Raw genomic sequence first — 19130 nt, 5'->3', positions numbered from 1 at the left:
TTCGACGCGTTATTGACTCGCTGTTTTTGCCGTGCAATTGGTTGGACCATTGATCCAATCGGATGTCGCATGAGCCAGATCCGCCTCCCTCCGATCCAGACCACGGCGCGCGATGACGCCGTGCTGGCGGCGCTGGCGGATTTTGTCCTTCAGGAGACACTTGGCCCCGGCGACAAACTGCCCACCGAGCGTATCCTGGCCGACCGGCTGAGGGTCAGCCGCAACACCGTTCGCGAGGCTTTGACGCGCTGGGAAGGTCTTGGGCTGGTCGAGCGCCGGCAGGGCAGCGGTACCTTTCTCAAGGCGGCCGTCTCCCCGCATATGCTGCACATGCCGCTGACGCTGGCCGGCGGCAACGACTTCGCCAGCCTGATGCAGACGCTGGAGGTGCGCCGCGCCTTGGAGGCCGAGGCCGCTGCCTTGTGCGCGCTGCGCACCGGCCCTGCCGATCTCGACCTTATCCACCATAAGCTGGAAGCGATGGAAGAAGCCTTCCACAGCCGCGCCGGCATGTCGTCGGACGAAGACTGGGAGTTCCACCAGGCCATCTACCGCGCTTCCGGCAACCCGCTGTTCGAGCAGCTGATCTCGGCCATGCACGAGATGTTCCACCGTTTTTGGGAACACCCGTTGGGCGTGCGCGACTTCGGCCACGCCTCGTTTCCCTACCATCGCACCATTTACGAGCGCATCGCCGCCCGCGACCCCGAAGGCGCGCGCGCCGAGGCGCTGAAACTGATCGCCACCGTCGAAGCCGACCTCAGGCGCGGCGCGGCGAGAATACAGGCAAGGCAGACATGAACGACCATCGCCCGATCCCCGACACCGATTACATCGCCGAGGCCGCGACGCTGCTGGCGCATGACGATGCGTTCGACAGCGGAGCGGTGGTGCCGCCGATCTACCAGACCTCGCTCTTCACCTTCGGCAGCTACGCCGAAATGGCCGACACCTTTGCCGGCAAACGGCGCCAACCGATCTATTCGCGCGGCGACAATCCGACGGTGATGGAGTTCGAGAAACGCGTCGCGGCGCTGGAAGGGGCGGAAGCGGCGCGCGGTTTCGCCAGCGGCATGGCGGCGATCAGCGCGACCGTGCTTGCCTTTGTCGGCGCAGGCGACCGCATCGTCGCGGTGCGCAATTGCTATGGCGATGCCTATCGCCTGTTCGAGCGCCTGCTGCCGCGCCTCAACATCAAGGTCGACTATGTCGACGGCTCGGACCCGGACGCCGTTGCCGCTGCCCTGCCCGGCGCCAAGCTGCTCTATCTCGAGAGCCCTACCTCGATGATGTTCGAGCTGCAGGACCTGCCGCATCTGACCCGGCTGGCAAGGGAACATGGCATCGTCACCACCATCGACAATTCCTGGGCGACGCCGGTCTTCCAGAAGCCGATCGCGCATGGCGTCGATCTCGTCCTGCATTCGGCCTCGAAATATCTCGGCGGCCATAGCGACACTGTTGCGGGCGTCGTGGCCGGTTCGGCTGACCACATCCGCCGCATCAACGAGCAGACCTATTCCTATCTCGGCGGCAAGCTGTCGCCCTTCGACGCCTGGCTTCTGCTGCGCGGCTTGCGCACGCTGCCGCTGCGCCTGCCGCACCACATGAAAAGCGGCCTGACGATTGCCGAACGGCTGAAGGCGCACGGGAAGGTCGAGCGCGTCAATCATCCCGTCTATTCGAACCATCCGGGCAAGGCGACGCTTGCCGGTTACACCGGCCTGTTCTCCTTCGAGGTGACCGACGACGTCGACATCCCGGCTTTTGTCGACGCATTGACCTATTTCCGCATCGGCGTGTCGTGGGGCGGCCATGAAAGCCTGGTCGTGCCGGCCAAGGCTTCCCTGGAACAGACGCCCGGAGTGAATTCCATGGCGCGCTTCGGCGTCAGCCCAAGAACCATCCGTGTCAACATCGGATTGGAAGATGTCGAGGATTTGTGGAGCGACATCGCACAAGCCTTTGAAAAATCAAAAAAATAACATGTCAAACAATGGGAGTGAGTGACATGAAGACGATGAAGATATTGCTTGCGGCCGCTGCCGGTCTTGCCATCTCGGCAGGTGCCGCTTTTGCCGACACCACGATCAAGATGGTCGAGGTCATTACCAGTCCGCCGCGGACGGAATTCCTGAAGAAGCAGATCGCCGAATTCGAGACCGCCAATCCAGGCGTCAAAGTGGAGCTCATCTCGCTGCCCTGGGGCCAGGCATACGAAAAATTCCTGACCATGGTGCAGGCCGGCGACACGCCCGACGTGGTCGAGATGCCGGAGCGCTGGATGGGCCTTTATGGCAACAACGGCATGCTGGAGGACCTCGGCCCGTACATGGAGAAATGGCCGGACAACAAGACGCTGGGCGAACGCGCGCGCCAGTTCGGCTCGACCGTGGGCGGCAAGCAGTTCATGATCCCCTACGGCTACTATCTGAAGGCGATGTTCTGGAACAAGAAACTGTTCAAGGAGGCCGGCCTCGACCACGCCCCAACGACCTTGGATGAGTTTGTCGAGGACTCCAAGAAGATCTCCGCCCTGCCCGGCAAATATGGCTACTGCCTGCGCGGCGGCCCCGGCGCCACTTTCGGCGTCAACATGTTCATGAACATCGCCAACGGCAAGGGCGGCTACTTCAATCCCGACGGCACGTCGCTGATGAGCGATCCGGGTTCGGTCAAGGGCCTGCAGATGCTGGCCGACATGTACAAGAACGGCTACGCGCCGAAGGACAGCGTCAGCTGGGGCTTCAACGAGACGGTGACCGGCTTCTACACCGGCACCTGCGCCATGCTCGACCAGGATCCGGACGCGCTGATCGGTGTTGCCGAGAAGATGAACAAGGACGATTTCGCCGTCGCTCCGGTGCCCGCCGGGCCGGGCGGCAAATCCTTCCCGACGCTGGGTTACAGCGGCTGGGCGATGTTCGCCAATTCCAAAGTGAAGGACCAGTCCTGGAAGCTGATGGAAACCTTGCTCTCGCCGAAGGGCAATATCGATTGGGCCAAGATGGTCGGCGTACTGCCGATCCACAACGGCGCCGAACAGGACGCCTATTTCAAGACCGAGCAGTTCAAGGGCTGGTTCGAGGAACTGAATGGCGGCGACAAGTATGAGTTCGTCACCCCACCGACCCATCTGGAGAACCTCGGCAACTTCGTCGACCAGATCGCGATCAAGGGCTTCCAGGAAGTGCTGCTCGGCAAGCGTCCGGCCAAGGAAGTGGCTGACGAATGGGCGGCCTACATGACCAAGGAACAGCAGGACTGGATGGCCAAGAACAAGAAGTAAGCTCTTGGTCCTTCTCCCCATCCGTGGGGAGGCCCGCAGAACGGCCCGAAGGGCCGGATGAGGGGCGGCAGCGCCAAACTCTCCCGGGTTCGCTCCGCCCCTCGCTGCCCTGCCGGACATCTCTCCCCCATAAACGGGGAGAGACCGCCGCACGCATTGGTTTCGCCAAACGCTGAGTGTTTTCATGACCGTCGCCATCGACATCGCACCGCCGCGCCGCAAGGGCCTGTCCTTTGCGTCGTTCGAGCCGTGGCTCTATCTCAGCCCTGCCATCGTGCTTTTGGTGACGGTGCTTTTGGTGCCGCTGATCATCGGCATCAGCTATTCGTTCCGAAAATTCTCCGCCTTCAAATCGGAGTATGTCGGGCTCGGCCAATACCAGGCCATGCTGACCGACCCGCTGCTGCGCGAGGCCCTGGTCAACACCGCCTGGTGGACCATCGCCAGCCTGTTCTTCCAGTTTTTCCTCGGACTGGGCCTGGCGCTGTTGCTCGACAAGCCCTTCGCCGGCCGCCGCGTTGTCCAGGCGCTGGTGTTCCTGCCCTGGGCGGTGCCTTCCTTCCTTTCCGGCCTCACCTGGGCCTGGCTGTTCAACCCGATCATCGGACCCGTGCCGCACTGGCTCTACGCGCTGGGGCTGAAGGCGGAGCCGACGAACATTCTGTCCGACCCGGCAACCGCCATGTGGGGGCCGATCATCGCCAATGTCTGGTTCGGCATCCCGTTTTTCGCCATCACCTTGCTGGCGGCGCTGAAATCGATCCCTTCGGAACTGCATGAGGCGGCGGCCATCGACGGCGCCACGCCCTGGCAACGCTTCACCAAGGTGACGCTGCCCTTCCTTGCGCCGACGATTGCCATCACGGTGATGCTGCGCACGATCTGGATCGCCACCTTCGCCGACCTCATCTTCGTCATGACCGAGGGCGGGCCGGCCGGTTCGACCGCGACGATGCCGGTCTACATCTATGTCAGCGCCTTCAAATCGCTGGACAAGGGCTACGCCTCGGCGATGGCCGTGCTTCTGCTTGTCCTCCTGATCCTCTACGCGATCGTGCTCATCGGCATCCGTCGCACATTAGTGAGGCATGTCTGATGATTGCCGGACAAACCCAATCCTCGCGCTTGATCGGCGGCATCGGCCTCTATGTCGCGATCGCCGCCTATGTGCTGTTCGCGCTGTTTCCGATCTACTGGACGCTGAAAATCTCGGTCACGCCGACCTCGCTGCTCTATTCGGAGGGCATCACGCTGTGGCCGTCGCGAACGACCTTCGCGAACTTCTCGACCGTGCTCTCCGCCACCGACTTTCCGCGCTATTTCATGAACAGCGTCATCGTCTCCGTGTCGACGGCGGCACTGGTCACCGTCATCGCCACGCTGGCCGGCTACGCCATGTCGCGCTTCACCTTCCGCGGCAAGGCGGCGCTCGCCATCATGCTGTTGCTGACGCAGACCTTTCCGCTGGTCATGGTCATCCCGCCGATCTACCGCATGATGGGCCAGATCGGGCTGATCAACAGCCTGACCGGCCTGATCATCATCTACACGGCCTTCAACACCGCTTTCGCCACCTTCCTGATGCAATCGTTCTTCGATGGCATTCCGAAGGACCTCGAAGAGGCCGCCATGATCGATGGCTGCACGCGCGCCCAGGCGATGCGCAGGGTGATCGTGCCGCTGACCTTGCCCGGCATGGGCGCGACGCTGGGTTTCGTCTTCACCGCAGCCTGGAGCGAACTCCTGTTCGCGCTGATGCTGATCTCGAGCGATGACAAGAAGACCTTCGCCGTCGGCCTGCTCACCTATATCGGCAAGTTCGCGGTCGACTGGGGTCAGATGATGGCCGCTTCGGTGCTGGCGCTGATCCCGGTCTGCATCTTCTTCGCCTTCCTGCAACGCTATCTCGTCACCGGGCTCACCGCCGGTGCGGTCAAGGGGTAATTCATGGCTTCCGTCACGCTGGAAAAGGTCAAGAAGGACTATGGCGTCGTGCGCGTGCTCAACGAGGTCGATCTCAAGATCGCGGACGGTGAGTTCGTCGTGCTGGTCGGCCCGTCGGGTTGTGGCAAATCCACCCTTTTGCGCATGATCGCCGGCCTGGAGGAGGTTTCGGGCGGCGACATCCGCATCGGCGAGCGTGTCGTCAACGACGTCGCGCCGAAAGACCGCGACATCGCCATGGTGTTCCAGTCCTATGCGCTTTATCCGCATATGAACGTTTCTTCCAACATGGGTTTTAGCCTCATGCTTCGGAAGGCCGACAAGACCTCGATCGAGACGCGGGTCGATGGAGCTGCCAAGCGACTGGGGCTGGAACCCTTGCTGGAGCGCCTGCCCCGCCAGCTCTCCGGCGGCCAGCGCCAGCGTGTCGCCATGGGCCGCGCCATCGTGCGCGATCCGCAGGTGTTCCTGTTCGACGAGCCGCTGTCCAATCTGGATGCCAAGCTGCGCACCCATATGCGTACTGAAATCAAGGCGTTGCACCAGCAGCTTAAGACCACCTCGATCTACGTCACCCACGACCAGACCGAGGCCATGACCATGGCCGACCGCATCGTCGTCATGCACAATGGCAATGTGCAGCAGGTTGGCGCGCCGCTGGAACTCTACGACAAGCCTGCCAACATCTTCGTCGCCGGCTTCATCGGCTCGCCGGCGATGAATTTCCTGCAGGCGACGATGGTCAGGCAGAACATCGGCCAGGCCTTGTTCACCGACGGCCAGAAGCTTCGCCTGCCCGACGGGCTGCCGCTGCAAGAAGGAGCTTCGCTGACGCTCGGTGTGCGGCCGGAGGATATCCGGATCGTCGACGACGGCCCGCTCAAGGCCGAAGTCGAAGTCGTGGAACCGCTCGGCATGTCGACGCAATATTACGTGCGGGTGGCCGGCGAGCAGTTGCGCATCTACGCCATCGGCCGCCCCGGGCTGGCGCCAGGCCAGACGGTTCGCCTTGCCGTCGAACCGGCCGTCCAGCACATCTTCGATCCGGAGAGCGGAAATAGAGTGGAGGCTGGCTGACTGGTGCCTGCTCCTTCTCCCCTTGTGGGAGAAGGTGGCTCGGCGCGCAGCGCCGAGACGGATGAGGGGTGCTGGAAGAAATGAGACGTTTCAGAGCCAGCGCATTGGCTTAAGAACACCCGACATCCCGCGAGGCCGCACTCCGTCCAGCACCCCTCATCCGACCTCGCCTTCGGCTCAGCCACCTTCTCCCACAAGGGGAGAAGGAAACGCACGCTCACAACTCGAACTCGCCCTGCCCCTCGTCAAGCGCGTTGACGGCATCGGCCGCCATGCTGCGTGTGATGCGCGCCTTTTCCTCGAGCGCCAGCCGGTCGAGACGCTCGACCACACGCATGGCGGTGGCGAGCGACCGTTCGATGCGCCGGACCAGATATTGCACGACGTGCGGCTCGACCTCGACCTGACGGTCGGCGAACAGCTTGGTGATGACGCCGGCGAGCAGTACGTCGTCCGGCTCGTGGATTTCGACGGTCGCAGCCGCCTTCAGCCGGGATACGAGATCCGGCAGCGTCGCGCCCCAGGCGGCGGGAAAGCGCCGGGCGGTGAGCAATAATTGCGAACCGCCGCCGCGCACCGCATTGATGAGATGGAACAGCCCTTCCTGGTCCAGCGTACCGGTGTCAATGTCGTCGACCAGCACCGGCCGGCCATCGAATGTCGCCGCGGCCGCTTCGACCTGCCCGGCTTCGACAACCCGTGCATCGGCCATCTCGCGCCAGATCGCTGCCAGATGCGTCTTGCCCGAGCCGGCGGGTCCGGCCAGCACGACGACCGGCGCAGGCCAGTCCGGCCAGCGGTCGACCAGCGCGGCGGCTTCCGCATTGGAGCTGGAAACCACCAGATCGTCACGCGAATAGGCGGTGCCGTGCCCGAGATCGAGCGGAATCTGTCGTGGCCGTTCCATGGGCTGGTTTATCCGCGCCGCGCCTTGTCGCGCCGGCTGGCCAGAGGTGGTGGCTCGATACCGTGCCCCTTGTAGAGCGGCGATTCGAGATAGCGGGAGATGGCGAAGCGGACGAGCACGGCGATGGCGGCAGCCGCAGGCACCGCGATCAGCAGGCCGACAAAGCCGAACAGCGCGCCGAAGGCGAACAGCGCGAACATCAGCCACACCGGATGGAGCCCAACGCTCTTGCCGACCAGCTTCGGCGACAAGATGTTGCCCTCGATGAACTGTCCGACGAAGAAGACGCCGGCAACGGCGACGATCATCGCCCAATCCGGCCAGAACTGGACGAGCGCCACGCCCAGCGCCAGAACAAGGCCGGTCAGCGAACCGACATAGGGAATGAAGGAGATCAGGCCGGCGAACAGGCCGATCAGGATACCGAAATTGAGGCCGGTCAGCGTCAGCCCGATCGCATACATCGCGCCGAGTACAAGGCAGAGCGTGCCCTGCCCGCGCACGAAACCGGCGGTGGCCGTGTTAATGTCGGTGGCGATCTGGCGCACCGTCTCGACATGATCGCGCGGCACCCATTTGTCGACGGTCCCGACCATGCGGTCCCAGTCGAGCAGCATGTAGAAGGCGACCACAGGTGTGATCACGAACAGCGACACCACCGAAACCAGCGCCTTGCCGGAATTCCACAGCGACTGGAACACGGTGGTCAGCAGGCCGAGGCCGGAGGTCAGCGCCGAATTCAGCCCTTCCCTCAGCCCTGCTGCGTCGACGCCGAATTTCTGTTCCAGCCATTTCGGATCGAAGCTGGTGACCAGCGTCTGCAGGCGGGTCAGATATTCGGGCAGCTTGGCGGCAAAACCCGCCATCTGCGAGGCGAGCACCGGCACCAGGATCACGAAGGCCAGAACCAGGGTGACGATGAAGCCAATCAGGATCACCACCGTCGCCATGACACGCGACAGCCCAAGCCGTTCGAGCCGATCGGCGACGGGATCCAGGAAATAGGCAAGCACCATGCCGGCCACGAAAGGCAGCAGGATATCGCTGAACAGATAGAGGAAACCGATCAAGCCAATGGCGCTGATTAGCCAGAAGCGCAGTTGCCGACGGAATGCGGCGGCGGCCAGGGCCTCGGCCGCGTCGTGTTCAGGTTCCGGAAGTGTTGCCTTCGCCATTACCGCTCATATGCCTCAGCCAAGCCACGAGATAGGCTGCGGCCGAAGCCACGGTCAAGAGCCCGGACAGGATTATCAGGGCCGAGCGAAGCGGATCGAGATGCATGCCGAAGGTGAGTTCGGCCAGCACCTCCGCCGCCAGGATGATCTGGATTGCGGTGTTTGCCTTGGAAACCAGCAGGGGCTTCATTTCGACCGGATGGCCCATCACCGACGACAGCACCACCGCGCAGATGATCAGCCCGTCGCGGGAAACCACCGCCACGACCAGCCATAGCGGCAGTTGGTTGACCAGGCCGAGGACGACGAAGACGGAAACCAGCAAAAGCTTGTCCGCCATCGGGTCGAGATAGGCGCCGAGCCGTGAGCGCTGGTTGAACTGGCGGGCAATGAAACCATCGACGCCGTCCGATATGCCGGCGACCACGAAGCCGGCGAAAGCCCAGTCCCAGCGCGCTTGCAGCATGGCCAGCACCACGCCCGGCACCAAGAGCAGGCGGAGGATGGAGATCAGGTTGGGAATTGTGATTACCAACAGGCGACCCGTCTTTGTTCTCTGCGATACATGAGCGAAGGCGACCCGAACCGCAAGAGACCAGCGCACCAAGCCGCGCTATCCACGGATTTGTCTCGGGCGACCGCGCCTGCCGCCCTCTTGCGGTTGCGGGGGCGGACGGTTCGTGCGAAGAGCCGCGTGACGCGGTAAGGTGGTGCCGGTCGATCCCGCCGGACCGTCCCGCAAGCAGGGAACAGCGATGAACGAACGAACCAACGGGCTTACCTATGCCGATGCAGGCGTCGACATCGACGCCGGCAACCTGATGGTGGAAAAGATCAAGCCGCTGGTGCGGGCAACCCGCCGCCCGGGCGCCGACGGCGAGATCGGCGGCTTCGGCGGCCTGTTCGACCTCAAGGCCGCGGGCTTCTCGGACCCGGTTCTGGTGGCCGCCAATGACGGCGTCGGCACCAAGCTGAAAATCGCCATCGACGCCGGGAAGCATGACACGATCGGCATCGACCTCGTCGCCATGTGCGTCAACGACCTCGTCGTGCAGGGCGCCGAACCGCTGTTCTTCCTCGATTATTTCGCCACCGGAAAGCTCGACCCGGATCACGGCGTAGCCATTGTCAGCGGCATCGCCGAAGGCTGCCGCCAGGCCGGCTGCGCGCTGATCGGCGGCGAAACCGCCGAAATGCCCGGCATGTACCAGGAAAAGGACTACGACCTCGCGGGTTTCGCCGTCGGCGCGGCTGAGCGTGGTCAACTGCTGCCGACCAACGACATCGTCGAGGGCGATGTCCTGCTTGGGCTTGCCTCGTCCGGGCCGCATTCCAACGGCTATTCGCTGATCCGCCGCATCGTCGCCGCGAGCGGCCTCGCCTGGGATGCAAAGGCACCATTCGCGCCCGGCATGACGCTGGCCGAGGCCCTGCTCGAGCCGACCCGCATCTATGTGAAGTCGATCCTCAGGGCGATCCGCAACACGCATGGCATCAAGGCGCTGGCGCACATCACCGGCGGCGGTTTTCCCGACAACATCCCGCGCGTGCTGCCCAAGGAATTTTCAGCCGAGCTCGACCTCGACGCCATCGACGTGCCGCCGGTCTTCTCGTGGCTGGCCAAGACGGGCGGCGTCGCGCCGCACGAGATGATGCGCACCTTCAACTGCGGCATCGGCATGGTCGTGGTGGTGGCCTCGGGCCAGGCAGCGCAAGTCGCCGCCGTTTTGCAGGAGGCCGGCGAGACGGTGACGCCGATCGGCCGCATCGTGCCGCGCCGCGACAGCGGCGTGCTTTATCGGGGAACGATCGGCCTATGAGACCACAACGCAAGCGCACCGCGATCCTCATTTCCGGCCGCGGCTCCAACATGACCGCGCTGATCGCCGCTGCCGCCAATCCCGACTTCCCGGCCGAGATCGTCGGCGTCATCTCCGACAGGTCGGACGCCGCCGGCATTGGCCTTGCCATCGCGCGTGGCATTCCGGCGCAGGTCATTCCCCGCGCCGACCATGCTAGCAAGGAAGCGCATGACGCCGCGATCGACGCCGCCCTTGCCGGTCTCGGCACCGAACTGGTGGCGCTGGCCGGCTATATGCGCCTGCTCACCACGCCGTTCGTCGAGAAATGGCAGGGCCGGATGATCAACATCCACCCCGCGCTGCTGCCCGCCTTCAAGGGCCTGGACACGCATCGGCGCGCGCTGGAAACCGGAATGCGCATCCATGGCTGCACCGTGCATTTCGTCACGCCGGCCATGGACGAAGGACCGATCATCGCGCAGGCCGCAGTGCCCGTCTTGCTCGGCGACAGCGAAGACGCACTTGCCGCGCGCGTGCTGAAAGCCGAGCACCACATCTACCCGATGGCGCTGAAGCTCGTCGCGGAAGGCAAGGCGCGCATGGCGGAAGGCCGCACCGTGTTTACCGGCCTTGCCGAAAACGATACGCTGTCAGGCACCGTGGTCGCCGCGCCCAATCCGCTGCGTGCCGAGGTCGATCTGGAGCATCTGGCGCGCATCACGCCTTAAGGCCGACACGCCGCCGACATATCGCTGTGGTTTGTGTCTGACCACACTCGCAAGGATCATGTCATGAAACGGCTTCTTCTGCTGCGCCACGCCAAGTCGAGCTGGGACAATCCCGATCTCGCCGATGTCGAGCGCCCGCTGGCGCCGCGCGGCATCGAGGCAGCATTGCTGATGGGGCGCACCATCGCGCAGCGCAACTGGCTGCCCGACCGCGCCCTGGTCTCGTCGGCGGAGCGCACCCTCGAAACCTGGCGCCTGGTCTCCGGTGAATGGACCTCACGACCCGAGGCAAGTTTCTCGCACGCGCTCTACGAGGCGCCGGCTGATGCGATCCTGGCCGAAATACGCAACAATAACGAAGCCGACGAGACGCTGATGGTGGTCGGCCACAATCCCGGCCTTGAAACCCTGGCTGGAAGCCTCATCGCCGACACGTCGCACCGCAAGCTGGCGAAAGCCTTGAGCGAGAAATTCCCGACCGGCGCCCTGGCGCTTTTCGAATATGATGGCGACTGGGCAAGGCTCGACTCCGGCGCTGCCACCCTCACCCATTTCCTGCGACCGAAGGATCTCGGCTAAACGCAGCCGGGATCAGTGGCCGGAGCGTCGCAACAAGCCCATCCGCCGAAGCGCGAACGGTGCGGCGACAATCGCCAGCGCGCCGAGCAGCCATAACGCGACGATCGCCGGCCGGGCGATGACCAATGCTCCCGCCAGGACCTGCTGCACGAGCGACGCCGTGCCCTGCACATCGACCTTGTCGACCAGTTCCTTGCCGACACCGACCGCGCCGGCCACATCCTTGCCACCCTGCAGCAGAACACCGCTGTTGGTGGACAGCCAGCCGCCCAGCACGTCAACCAGGCCATAGGCCGCGACCGCCAAGAGCGTCCAGGCCAGGAAGATGCCGATGGCTGCAACGATGGCGAATTTGGACATGGCCGGGATGCTCGACACCGCTCCGGCGGGCATCATGTCGATCGTCCGTGTTGGCCGCTCGCCTCTCGGCGGTTGATTGCCTGCTGGTGGCTGCTCGTCACGAAAGTTTTCCCGACGATCATGCCCGGAACGCCCCCATCCCGAACCCGAACCATGCCCGCCACTGCCATGGCCGCCATTTCCGTAACCACCGCCGTGCTTGTTCTGTCTGGAACCGTGCCAACTCATATCGGCCTCCTTGATCCGTTAAGACACCGAAGCCGGCGCCATGGACCAAAGATAGATGCTCTAGTGACTAGAGGAGCAAGCGCCGATGCCAAAATGCCGCATGGCATACTGCATCGGCCAGAAAATCGGATTCGATTTTCGGCAGGCACGATGCAGCAGATTCAAAGCGTTAGAGCGTCCTTTGCGCGTCCAATTGGACGCGCGGCGCTCTAATGAATGGCCTCGAGCGGCGAACAGGTCTCGCGCTCCATCTGCAGCGTGGTGTGGTGCAGATCGAACTTTTCGCGCAGCACCGTTTCAGCCGCCCGGCGAACGGTCTCGGCGTCCGCGCCCTCGCCCAGCACAGCATGCGCGGTCAGCGAAACCTTGCTCTGGGTGATCGCCCACAGATGCAGGTCATGCACCGAGGCGACGCCAGGAGTTCCGGCGATCGCAGCCTCGACCTCCGACAGTTTCATGCCCGGCGGCACGCCTTCGAGCAGGATGTTGACGCATTCCTTGAGCAGCACCCAGGTGCGCGGGAAGACCATGAAGCCGATGCCGACGGCGATCAGCGAATCCACCCATTGCCAGCCGGTCAGCCAGATGATGATCGCGCCGGCAATGACGCCGACCGAACCCAGCATGTCGGCCCAGACTTCCAGATAGGCGCCCTTGACGTTGAGGCTCTTGTCCTTGTGGCTGGTGAGCAGTCGCATCGACGTCAGGTTGACCAGCAGGCCGACAACAGCGATGGCCAGCATGCCGAGCGAGGCGATCTCCTGCGTCTCGAACAACCGCTTGTAGGCCTCGTAGAGAATGTAGAACGCCACCGCCAGCAACAGCATGGCGTTGAAGGCCGCTGCCAGTATCTCGAAGCGGGCGTAGCCGTAGGTGCGCAGCAAATCCGCCTGCCGGCGGCCGATGCGAATGGCAAGCAACGCGATGGCAAGGGCCATGGCGTCGGTCAGCATGTGCATGGCGTCGGAAATCAGCGCCAGGCTGCCGGTAACGATGCCGCCGACGATCTCGACGATCAGGAAGGTGCCGGTCAGCCCGAGCGCCATCCACAGTCGCGAGGCCGGTGTCGTCTCAAGATCGCCGTGCTGGTGGTCGCCGCTCATCGCAATCTCCAAATCGCATCCGGGCCCACGCTAGACCGATATTGGCAACGATTGGAAGACACGGGCTCGCGCGGATGCGCTTCGATCAACCATGCATCCATCCCGCCGCATAGGTATCGACCGTCTCCTTCTGCAGCAGGAAATCGATCACTGCGCGCACGGCGGGAAGCTGTCCGCGCTTTTGCGGCGTCAGGATCGAGGTGATGACGCTGCCTGCGGTCCACCCCGGCAATACCCGCACCAACCGTCCTTGCCGCCGCGCCTGCGCCGAGATCATTTCCGGCAGGCAGACGACGCCCAGCCCCGCTTCCGCCGCCATCAACAGCGGTACGGATTCGTCCGCATAGAGGCGCGGCTGCGGGGTGACCTCAACCGTGCGCCCCTCCGCGTCGCTGAGGCGCCAGGCCTTGATCGTCATGTTGTTGAACAATCCTTCATGGTCGCTCAGGGCCTCGGGCGTCGCAGGCTCGCCGCGCTCCGCGATATAGGACGGCGCCGCGACCAGCGTGATCTTCTCCTTGCCCATGCGCCGATGGACGAGATCGGAATCCGGCAGCGGCCCGAAATGGCTGCGGACCGCGATGTCGAAACCGTCCTGCACCAGATCGACGAAACGATCGGTGACATGAAGCTGGACACGCAGCTTCGGATATTGGCGCGCAAGCAGCGGCAAGCGCGGCGCCAGCCGGAACTGGGCGGTCGGTACCGATGTCGTGATCCGCACAATGCCGCTCGGTTCCGCCAGGCGCCGATGCACGACGGCCTCGGCCGCTTCCGCCTCGATCATCGCGGCGCGGGCATGATCGTAGACGTCGCGTCCGACATCGGTCAGCGTGAAATTGCGCGACGTGCGGTGGATCAGTTGCACCCCGAGTGTCGCCTCCAGCGCGGCCACCCGCTTGCTGATCGTCGATTTCGGAAAGCCAAGGCGCCGGGCCGCGGATGCGAAGCCGCCGCTATCGACCGCCTGGGTAAAGAACTGGAGATCGTTGAGGTTCAGCATCAAAGTCTCCGCATGCAGACATTGGGTTTCAATTCGTCAGTCTACCGGGCAAAAGTCCACGAATCTATATCCGTTGCATCAACAACGGAGAACCAAAATGAAACCGATTTCCGAACCGATCTTCACCTCCGGCTTTCCGCTCGGCTCGTCCGCCGGGCTCGTCGCCGCCTTCGAATGGCTCGGCCAGCCCTACCGCCTGACCCGCGTGGACATGCTGGGCGAGATGCGCGAGGCCCCCTACAAGCGCCTGAACGGCCGGGTGGAAACGCCTGTGCTGATCACCGATGAGGGCCGCGTGCTGACCGAGACCATGGCGATCGCGCTGTGGCTGGAGGCGCGCGACACCGAGCGCCGCATCAGCTTCGAACCCGGCACGCCGGAAGCTGACCGCATGCACCAGTACATCGCCTTCCTCAACACCGGCTTCACCGGCGCGTTCTTCTCCATGTGGGTGGCGCTGGAGGCGGACGACGCCTCCGAGGAAGAGCGCGAGACGCTACGCAAATTCGGCCGCAGCTTCGTCGCCAAGCGCCACGAGCAGCTCGAGGCGATGATCGGCGACAGCCCGTATCTGCTCGGCGACAAGCCGACTCTTGCCGATGCGGTGTTTGCCGGCGTGGCGCGCTGGGTGGAGTTCCACAAGGCGATCGACCCGCGTGACTATCCGCGCATCCTGGCGCTGCGCCAGCGGATCGAGGCCGATCCCGCCTTCCGCTTCGCCGTGGCGATCGAGGACGGCAAGCCGGCCATCGGCAGCGGCGCGATGAAGGGGCTGGTCCCGCTGGAAGACGTGCTGCGCGACACCGGCGCCGCGCTCGCCGCCTAAACGCTCCGCCTGGAACGAGATCGGGCGTCATCCGTGGATGGCGCCCGATCTTTTTGAACTTGCGACCGAAGCCGGGTTCGTGCCGCGCCTTAAGTCGCCCGCACCCAGACCTTGTTGTCGTGAACGGCCGCGCCGCCATAGGGCGCAGGCGCGTCAGAGCCGGTCAGCACGTTGATGCCCTCGCCGCGCTCATGCGCCGAATTCGGCCAGATGCCCTCGGCGATGACGACGCCACGCTTCAACCCGGCGAAGAACTTCGTATGCAGCACTACCTCGCCGCGCCGGTTGCCGACCTCGACGCGCGCGCCTTCGGCAAGTCCGAGCACCTCGGCATCGTCAGGATGGATCAGAAGCTCCGGCCGAACTTCCTTGGCCTGCGACACCGGCGTCTCGGCGAAGCTGGAATTCAGGTAATTGCGCGCCGGCGAGGTCGCCAGGCGGAACGGATGCTCGGCATCCGCCACCTCGATCAGGTCGACATGGTCGGGGAATTCCGGCAGCTGTTCGACCGGGCCGAAAATGCCCATGCTCTTCGGCGGCTTGTTGGGTGCCGCGCCGCCGTTCCATTGCGGCTTGAAGCGGAACTTGCCGTCGGGATGGCCAAAACCTTTCAGGAAATGCGCGGTCTCGAAATCCGGCTGCATGTCGGCCCAGCGCTGTTCGCGCAGCGTGTCGAAATCGAGGTCGCGGTTCTTGAGCAGCGCGTTGATGTGTTCCTTCTCGGTCAGGCCGAAGCCCGGCAGGTGCGAAACGCCCAGACGCTTGGCCAATTCCTCGATGACATAATGGTTGGTGCGCGGGCCGACCGGCGGCTCGATCAGCTTCGGACCCAGCGTGATGTGCTGGTTGCCGCCGCCCTTGTAGACGTCGTCATGCTCCAAAAACATGGTGGCCGGCAGCACCACGTCGGCCAACTTGGCCGTGTCGGTCATGAATTGCTCGTGCACGCAGGTGAACAGGTCCTCGCGCAGGAGCCCCTGGCGCACCAGCCGCTGTTCGGGCGCGACGTTCATGGGATTGGTGTTCTGGATCAGCATCGCCGTCACCGGCGGGCCGCCATAGAGCGCATCCTCGGCATTGGTCAGCACCGGACCGATGCGCGAATGATCGAGATAGCGCACCTTGGGGTCGCGGTAGCGGTCGCCTTCGAGCAAGTCCTTGTTGAACTTGAAGCCGGAAATGCCTGAATTGGAATGGAAAGCGCCGCCGCCCTCATATTGCCAGCAGCCGGTGACGGCGGCGATGGAAAGCGCGGCGTGCATGTTGACCGAGCCGTTGCGCTGGCGCGCGAAACCATAACCCAGCCGGAAGAACGTCTTTTTCGTCGTGCCGATCAGGCGGGCAAAAGCCTCGATCTCGGCAACGGTGAGGCCGGTGATCGCCGCCGCCCATTCCGGTGTCTTGTCGGCAAGATGCGCTTCCAGCCCCTTCGGGTCGTCGGTGTATTTTTCGAGATAGGCGCGGTCGGCCATGTTTTCGCGAAACAGCACATGCATGACCGCGCAGGCGAGCGCGCCGTCGGTGCCGGGCTTCAGCACCAGGCCCATGTCGGCCTGCTTCATGGTGGCGTTTTCATAGATGTCGATGACGACGATCTTGGCGCCGCGTTCCTTGCGGGCCTTGATCGCATGCGTCATCACATTGACCTGGGTCACCACCGCATTTGTGCCCCAGACGACGATGCAATCGGAACGGCCCATTTCGCGCGGATCGGAGCCGCGCAGCGCGCCGGTGCCCATGACATAGCCGGTCCAGGCAAGATTGGTGCAGATCGAACCGAAGAAGCCGGAATATTTCTTGGCGTGGCGCAGCCGCTCGATGCCGTCGCGCTGCACCAGCCCCATCGTGCCGGCGTAGAAATAGGGCCATACCGTCTCGGAGCCGTATTTTTCCTCGGCCGCGATGAATTTTTCGGCGACGAGGTCGAGCGCGGCTTCCCAGCTGGATTCCTTCCACTGGCCGTCGCCCTTGGCGCCGGCCCGCACCAGCGGCTTCATCAACCGGTCGGGATGGTGGATGCGATCGGCGTAACGCGCCACCTTGGCGCAAACGACTCCGGCCGTGTAGCTGTTGTCCTTGGCGCCATGCACGCGGCCGATACGGTCGGGCCCCAGGAGTTCGACGTCGAGCGCGCAGGTCGACGGGCAGTCATGCGGGCAGGCCGAATGGCCGATACGGATCTTGGCGTGGGTGTTCATGGCGCCCTTTTACCTGTTTGCCGGCGCGCAGTGTAGGGCCAGTTTGTGGATAGCTGGAGGCAGCGCGGGCTGTTTTCGCATCGACGAGAGAAATCGAATTTCGTTGAAGGCAGGCTGAGCAAGGCAAAGGCGCCGGAAAAGGCCACGCACTCGTCATTCCGGGCCAGCGAGGCGGAGCCGAGCGCCGACCCGGAACCCATAAGCAGCACGGCCGGGACCTGGGTTCGCGTGGATCGCCCTGAAGCGCACAGCGCCGATTCAACTGCAAGAACGGTTCAAGACGAGGACCGGGCCGAGCTCGACGCGCCAGGACCAATGGGTTCCGGGTCGGCGCTCGCTTTGGTCGCTTGCCCGGAATGACGGAGGCGTTGCGGGTTGAATACATCTATTCATCGCCACGCTGCGGAAATCCGCCCTGGCCATTGTCAAAAAACACTCCCGTTGCGGGAGGTGGGAAGCGGGGCGCCGGGTCGGTGCCTGTCTGTAATAATACGTGGCGCCTTCCGGGCGCCCCGCCAGTGTTCTTGCCCCGGACCGACCTCGCCGTCCTTCGCGACGGCAGACTTCGGGCCTCGAAGCCGCCATTTTCGGCGGCCGGGTTTTTCCAGGGCCCGGACTTAGGGCTCGTCACCAGACAGCGCCACCGTTAGCGCTGCCAGTCCGGCACCGGCGCCCTCCCTGATACCCGGTGCGCACCAGGTTCCCGTGAGGGCGATGGGCCGATTGTCAACTGAAGGCGAGTGGCGTGGACAAATCCGGGCGTGGTTTTCGTGCGGTTTTCGGCAAGGGATTGAAGGGACACGGTTCTTTCTTTGGGCTTGCGTCTTCCTCCGCGCATCCAATCCACATCCTGCACCGCGCCATAGGCGGTTCGGATGCGCTGGCGATGCGCGACACGCAATACGGCGGCGTGGCGAACGGTTGCGCTTGCGCGAACCGGCCTTATGCACGCGCCGCGGCCGGGCGCAGGCGCGCCAGGCCTTTCGGCAGGTACAGCATGGCCAGGATGATGGTGAGACCAGAAATGATCGGGTGGTAGTCCGGCACGAAGATGCGGGCGAGATCGAACACCGCATACATGACGAAGGCGCCAAGGATCGGCCCGAGCAAGGTGCCGGTACCGCCCACCACCGTCATCATCAGCGGCAGCAGCATCCAGTCGAGACTGAACACCGAGTCCGGGCCGACATGGAAGATGTAGTAGGTGTAGAGGCTGCCGGCGAGGCCGGCGATGAAAGCGCTGGCGGCGAAGGCGGCGACCTTGACCTTCAGCGTGTCGATGCCGTTGGCGGATGCGGCCATCTCGTCGTCGCGCACCGCGATCAGCGCCAATCCGTAACGCGAGCGCATCAGCCAGCCTATGGCAAGCGCGGTGCCGACGGTGAGGCCGAGCCCGGTCCAGTAATGCGGCATCAGCGTCTCGAACGTGCTGGACGGCGCCACCACGCCAAAGGCGCCGCCAGTGAAATCGCCACCGTTGACGAACATCACCTTGACGATCTCGCCGAAGCCGAGCGTGCCCAGCGCGAAATAGTCGCCGCGCAATTTGGAGAGCAGCGGCAGGCCGATCAGCGCGGCGGCGAGTGCCGCGACCAGCCCGCTCAGCACCATCGTCACCGGGTCGAAATAATAGATGCGCGGGAAAGCCTGGTAGAGCGAACCCCACAGATAGTTGCCGCTCCACAGGATGGCCGTGGTGTAGGCGCCGAGCCCGAAGAAGGCGTGCGAACCGAGACTGATCTGGCCGCCGAAGCCGGCGATCAGGTTCCAGCCCTGCGCTAATATGGCGTAGACGAACACGAAGAACAGGAAGGAAAAGGCGTAGCTGTCGATGACGCCGGGCCAGAGCGGCAGCAGCGCGAGCACGACAACGGCGGCGGCGAGCCAGATGCGGTTTTGGGCAAACATGGC

Annotated in this window: 18 protein-coding genes; 10 read left to right on the top strand and 8 right to left on the bottom strand. The window is 64.0% G+C overall.

Annotated features, from left to right (window positions below; genetic code table 11):
* The first annotated feature begins 69 nt into the window (after window positions 1–69).
* From FZF13_RS22775 to FZF13_RS22750, 6 genes are all read left to right on the top strand, one after another.
* The gene (locus FZF13_RS22775) at window positions 70–801 is read left to right on the top strand and encodes a FadR/GntR family transcriptional regulator (protein ID WP_024926935.1); all 732 of its coding nucleotides are present in this window, start codon (window positions 70–72) and stop codon (window positions 799–801) included.
* Complete coding sequence (locus tag FZF13_RS22770) at window positions 798–1985, top strand: PLP-dependent transferase (RefSeq protein WP_024926936.1); 1188 nt, start codon at window positions 798–800, stop codon at window positions 1983–1985. The genes FZF13_RS22775 and FZF13_RS22770 overlap by 4 nt, the downstream gene beginning before the upstream one ends.
* A 35-nt stretch (window positions 1986–2020) precedes the next feature.
* Entirely contained in the window at window positions 2021–3289 is a 1269-nt protein-coding gene (locus tag FZF13_RS22765; RefSeq protein ID WP_024926937.1) for an ABC transporter substrate-binding protein, read from the top strand.
* A 184-nt stretch (window positions 3290–3473) separates the two neighbouring features.
* Window positions 3474–4385 carry a carbohydrate ABC transporter permease gene (locus tag FZF13_RS22760; RefSeq protein ID WP_024926938.1) on the top strand — a complete coding sequence of 304 codons (912 nt, stop codon included), beginning with the start codon at window positions 3474–3476 and terminating at the stop codon, window positions 4383–4385.
* Window positions 4385–5233, top strand: coding sequence for a carbohydrate ABC transporter permease (locus FZF13_RS22755; protein ID WP_024926939.1), 849 nt, complete (start codon window positions 4385–4387; stop codon window positions 5231–5233). The genes FZF13_RS22760 and FZF13_RS22755 overlap by 1 nt, the downstream gene beginning before the upstream one ends.
* Window positions 5234–5236: 3 nt before the next feature.
* A complete protein-coding gene (locus tag FZF13_RS22750) occupies window positions 5237–6310 on the top strand; it encodes an ABC transporter ATP-binding protein (RefSeq protein ID WP_024926940.1) in 1074 nt (357 codons plus the stop codon).
* 217 nt (window positions 6311–6527) lie between these two features.
* Here the strand turns inward: FZF13_RS22750 and hdaA are convergent, their stop codons facing one another.
* From hdaA to FZF13_RS22735, 3 genes are read right to left on the bottom strand one after another with little or no spacing between them, the layout of a single operon-like run.
* Window positions 6528–7217 carry a DnaA regulatory inactivator HdaA gene (gene hdaA / locus FZF13_RS22745; RefSeq protein WP_036255353.1) on the bottom strand — a complete coding sequence of 230 codons (690 nt, stop codon included), beginning with the start codon at window positions 7215–7217 and terminating at the stop codon, window positions 6528–6530.
* Window positions 7218–7225: 8 nt separating this feature from the next.
* Entirely contained in the window at window positions 7226–8392 is a 1167-nt protein-coding gene (locus FZF13_RS22740) for an AI-2E family transporter (RefSeq protein WP_024926942.1), read from the bottom strand.
* A complete protein-coding gene (locus tag FZF13_RS22735) occupies window positions 8364–8921 on the bottom strand; it encodes a CDP-alcohol phosphatidyltransferase family protein (RefSeq protein WP_024926943.1) in 558 nt (185 codons plus the stop codon). Before FZF13_RS22735 ends, FZF13_RS22740 begins: the two co-directional genes overlap by 29 nt.
* A 226-nt stretch (window positions 8922–9147) precedes the next feature.
* Here FZF13_RS22735 and purM point away from each other — a divergent pair, with 226 nt between their 5' ends.
* The 3 genes from purM (at window position 9148) to FZF13_RS22720 (ending at window position 11501) form a co-directional block, all read left to right on the top strand.
* Window positions 9148–10212, top strand: coding sequence for a phosphoribosylformylglycinamidine cyclo-ligase (gene purM, locus FZF13_RS22730; RefSeq protein WP_024926944.1), 1065 nt, complete (start codon window positions 9148–9150; stop codon window positions 10210–10212).
* Window positions 10209–10922, top strand: a complete 714-nt coding sequence (gene purN, locus FZF13_RS22725) for a phosphoribosylglycinamide formyltransferase (RefSeq protein WP_024926945.1) — start codon at window positions 10209–10211, stop codon at window positions 10920–10922. Before purM ends, purN begins: the two co-directional genes overlap by 4 nt.
* A gap of 63 nt (window positions 10923–10985) precedes the next feature.
* Window positions 10986–11501, top strand: a complete 516-nt coding sequence (locus tag FZF13_RS22720; protein ID WP_024926946.1) for a SixA phosphatase family protein — start codon at window positions 10986–10988, stop codon at window positions 11499–11501.
* A 12-nt stretch (window positions 11502–11513) separates the two neighbouring features.
* Here the strand turns inward: FZF13_RS22720 and FZF13_RS22715 are convergent, their stop codons facing one another.
* The 3 genes from FZF13_RS22715 to FZF13_RS22705 all read right to left on the bottom strand — a co-directional run bounded on the left by FZF13_RS22715 (window position 11514) and on the right by FZF13_RS22705 (window position 14195).
* Window positions 11514–11897 (bottom strand): hypothetical protein, encoded by a 384-nt coding sequence (locus FZF13_RS22715; protein ID WP_024926947.1) that lies wholly within the window; start codon window positions 11895–11897, stop codon window positions 11514–11516.
* Window positions 11898–12298: 401 nt separating this feature from the next.
* Window positions 12299–13192, bottom strand: coding sequence for a cation diffusion facilitator family transporter (locus FZF13_RS22710; protein ID WP_024926948.1), 894 nt, complete (start codon window positions 13190–13192; stop codon window positions 12299–12301).
* Between the two features lie 85 nt (window positions 13193–13277).
* Window positions 13278–14195, bottom strand: coding sequence for a LysR family transcriptional regulator (locus tag FZF13_RS22705; protein WP_024926949.1), 918 nt, complete (start codon window positions 14193–14195; stop codon window positions 13278–13280).
* Window positions 14196–14292: 97 nt separating this feature from the next.
* Here FZF13_RS22705 and FZF13_RS22700 point away from each other — a divergent pair, with 97 nt between their 5' ends.
* Window positions 14293–15021 (top strand): glutathione S-transferase family protein, encoded by a 729-nt coding sequence (locus FZF13_RS22700; protein WP_024926950.1) that lies wholly within the window; start codon window positions 14293–14295, stop codon window positions 15019–15021.
* An 89-nt stretch (window positions 15022–15110) separates the two neighbouring features.
* Here the strand turns inward: FZF13_RS22700 and FZF13_RS22695 are convergent, their stop codons facing one another.
* Together FZF13_RS22695 and FZF13_RS22690 are read right to left on the bottom strand one after the other, a co-directional pair.
* Window positions 15111–17219 (bottom strand): molybdopterin-containing oxidoreductase family protein, encoded by a 2109-nt coding sequence (locus FZF13_RS22695; protein ID WP_024926951.1) that lies wholly within the window; start codon window positions 17217–17219, stop codon window positions 15111–15113.
* 942 nt (window positions 17220–18161) lie between these two features.
* On the bottom strand, window positions 18162–19127 hold the full coding sequence (locus tag FZF13_RS22690; RefSeq protein ID WP_024922263.1) for a branched-chain amino acid ABC transporter permease: 966 nt from the start codon (window positions 19125–19127) through the stop codon (window positions 18162–18164).
* Window positions 19128–19130: the final 3 nt, after the last annotated feature.

The organism is Mesorhizobium terrae, from assembly GCF_008727715.1.
GTDB lineage: Bacteria > Pseudomonadota > Alphaproteobacteria > Rhizobiales > Rhizobiaceae > Mesorhizobium > Mesorhizobium terrae.
This window is presented reverse-complemented; position numbering and strand designations above follow the sequence as displayed.

Excerpts from the sequence above, each read along its gene's own strand:
- FZF13_RS22775 (WP_024926935.1), top strand. The coding sequence starts at position 70 with ATGAGCCAGATCCGCCTCCCTCCGATCCAGACCACGGCGCGCGATGAC.
- FZF13_RS22770 (WP_024926936.1), top strand. The coding sequence starts at position 798 with ATGAACGACCATCGCCCGATCCCCGACACCGATTACATCGCCGAGGCC.
- FZF13_RS22765 (WP_024926937.1), top strand. The coding sequence starts at position 2,021 with ATGAAGATATTGCTTGCGGCCGCTGCCGGTCTTGCCATCTCGGCAGGT.
- FZF13_RS22760 (WP_024926938.1), top strand. The coding sequence starts at position 3,474 with ATGACCGTCGCCATCGACATCGCACCGCCGCGCCGCAAGGGCCTGTCC.
- FZF13_RS22755 (WP_024926939.1), top strand. The coding sequence starts at position 4,385 with ATGATTGCCGGACAAACCCAATCCTCGCGCTTGATCGGCGGCATCGGC.
- FZF13_RS22750 (WP_024926940.1), top strand. The coding sequence starts at position 5,237 with ATGGCTTCCGTCACGCTGGAAAAGGTCAAGAAGGACTATGGCGTCGTG.
- hdaA (WP_036255353.1), bottom strand. The coding sequence starts at position 7,217 with ATGGAACGGCCACGACAGATTCCGCTCGATCTCGGGCACGGCACCGCC.
- FZF13_RS22740 (WP_024926942.1), bottom strand. The coding sequence starts at position 8,392 with ATGGCGAAGGCAACACTTCCGGAACCTGAACACGACGCGGCCGAGGCC.
- purM (WP_024926944.1), top strand. The coding sequence starts at position 9,148 with ATGAACGAACGAACCAACGGGCTTACCTATGCCGATGCAGGCGTCGAC.
- purN (WP_024926945.1), top strand. The coding sequence starts at position 10,209 with ATGAGACCACAACGCAAGCGCACCGCGATCCTCATTTCCGGCCGCGGC.
- FZF13_RS22720 (WP_024926946.1), top strand. The coding sequence starts at position 10,986 with ATGAAACGGCTTCTTCTGCTGCGCCACGCCAAGTCGAGCTGGGACAAT.
- FZF13_RS22715 (WP_024926947.1), bottom strand. The coding sequence starts at position 11,897 with ATGATGCCCGCCGGAGCGGTGTCGAGCATCCCGGCCATGTCCAAATTC.
- FZF13_RS22710 (WP_024926948.1), bottom strand. The coding sequence starts at position 13,192 with ATGAGCGGCGACCACCAGCACGGCGATCTTGAGACGACACCGGCCTCG.
- FZF13_RS22705 (WP_024926949.1), bottom strand. The coding sequence starts at position 14,195 with ATGCTGAACCTCAACGATCTCCAGTTCTTTACCCAGGCGGTCGATAGC.
- FZF13_RS22700 (WP_024926950.1), top strand. The coding sequence starts at position 14,293 with ATGAAACCGATTTCCGAACCGATCTTCACCTCCGGCTTTCCGCTCGGC.
- FZF13_RS22695 (WP_024926951.1), bottom strand. The coding sequence starts at position 17,219 with ATGAACACCCACGCCAAGATCCGTATCGGCCATTCGGCCTGCCCGCAT.
- FZF13_RS22690 (WP_024922263.1), bottom strand. The coding sequence starts at position 19,127 with ATGTTTGCCCAAAACCGCATCTGGCTCGCCGCCGCCGTTGTCGTGCTC.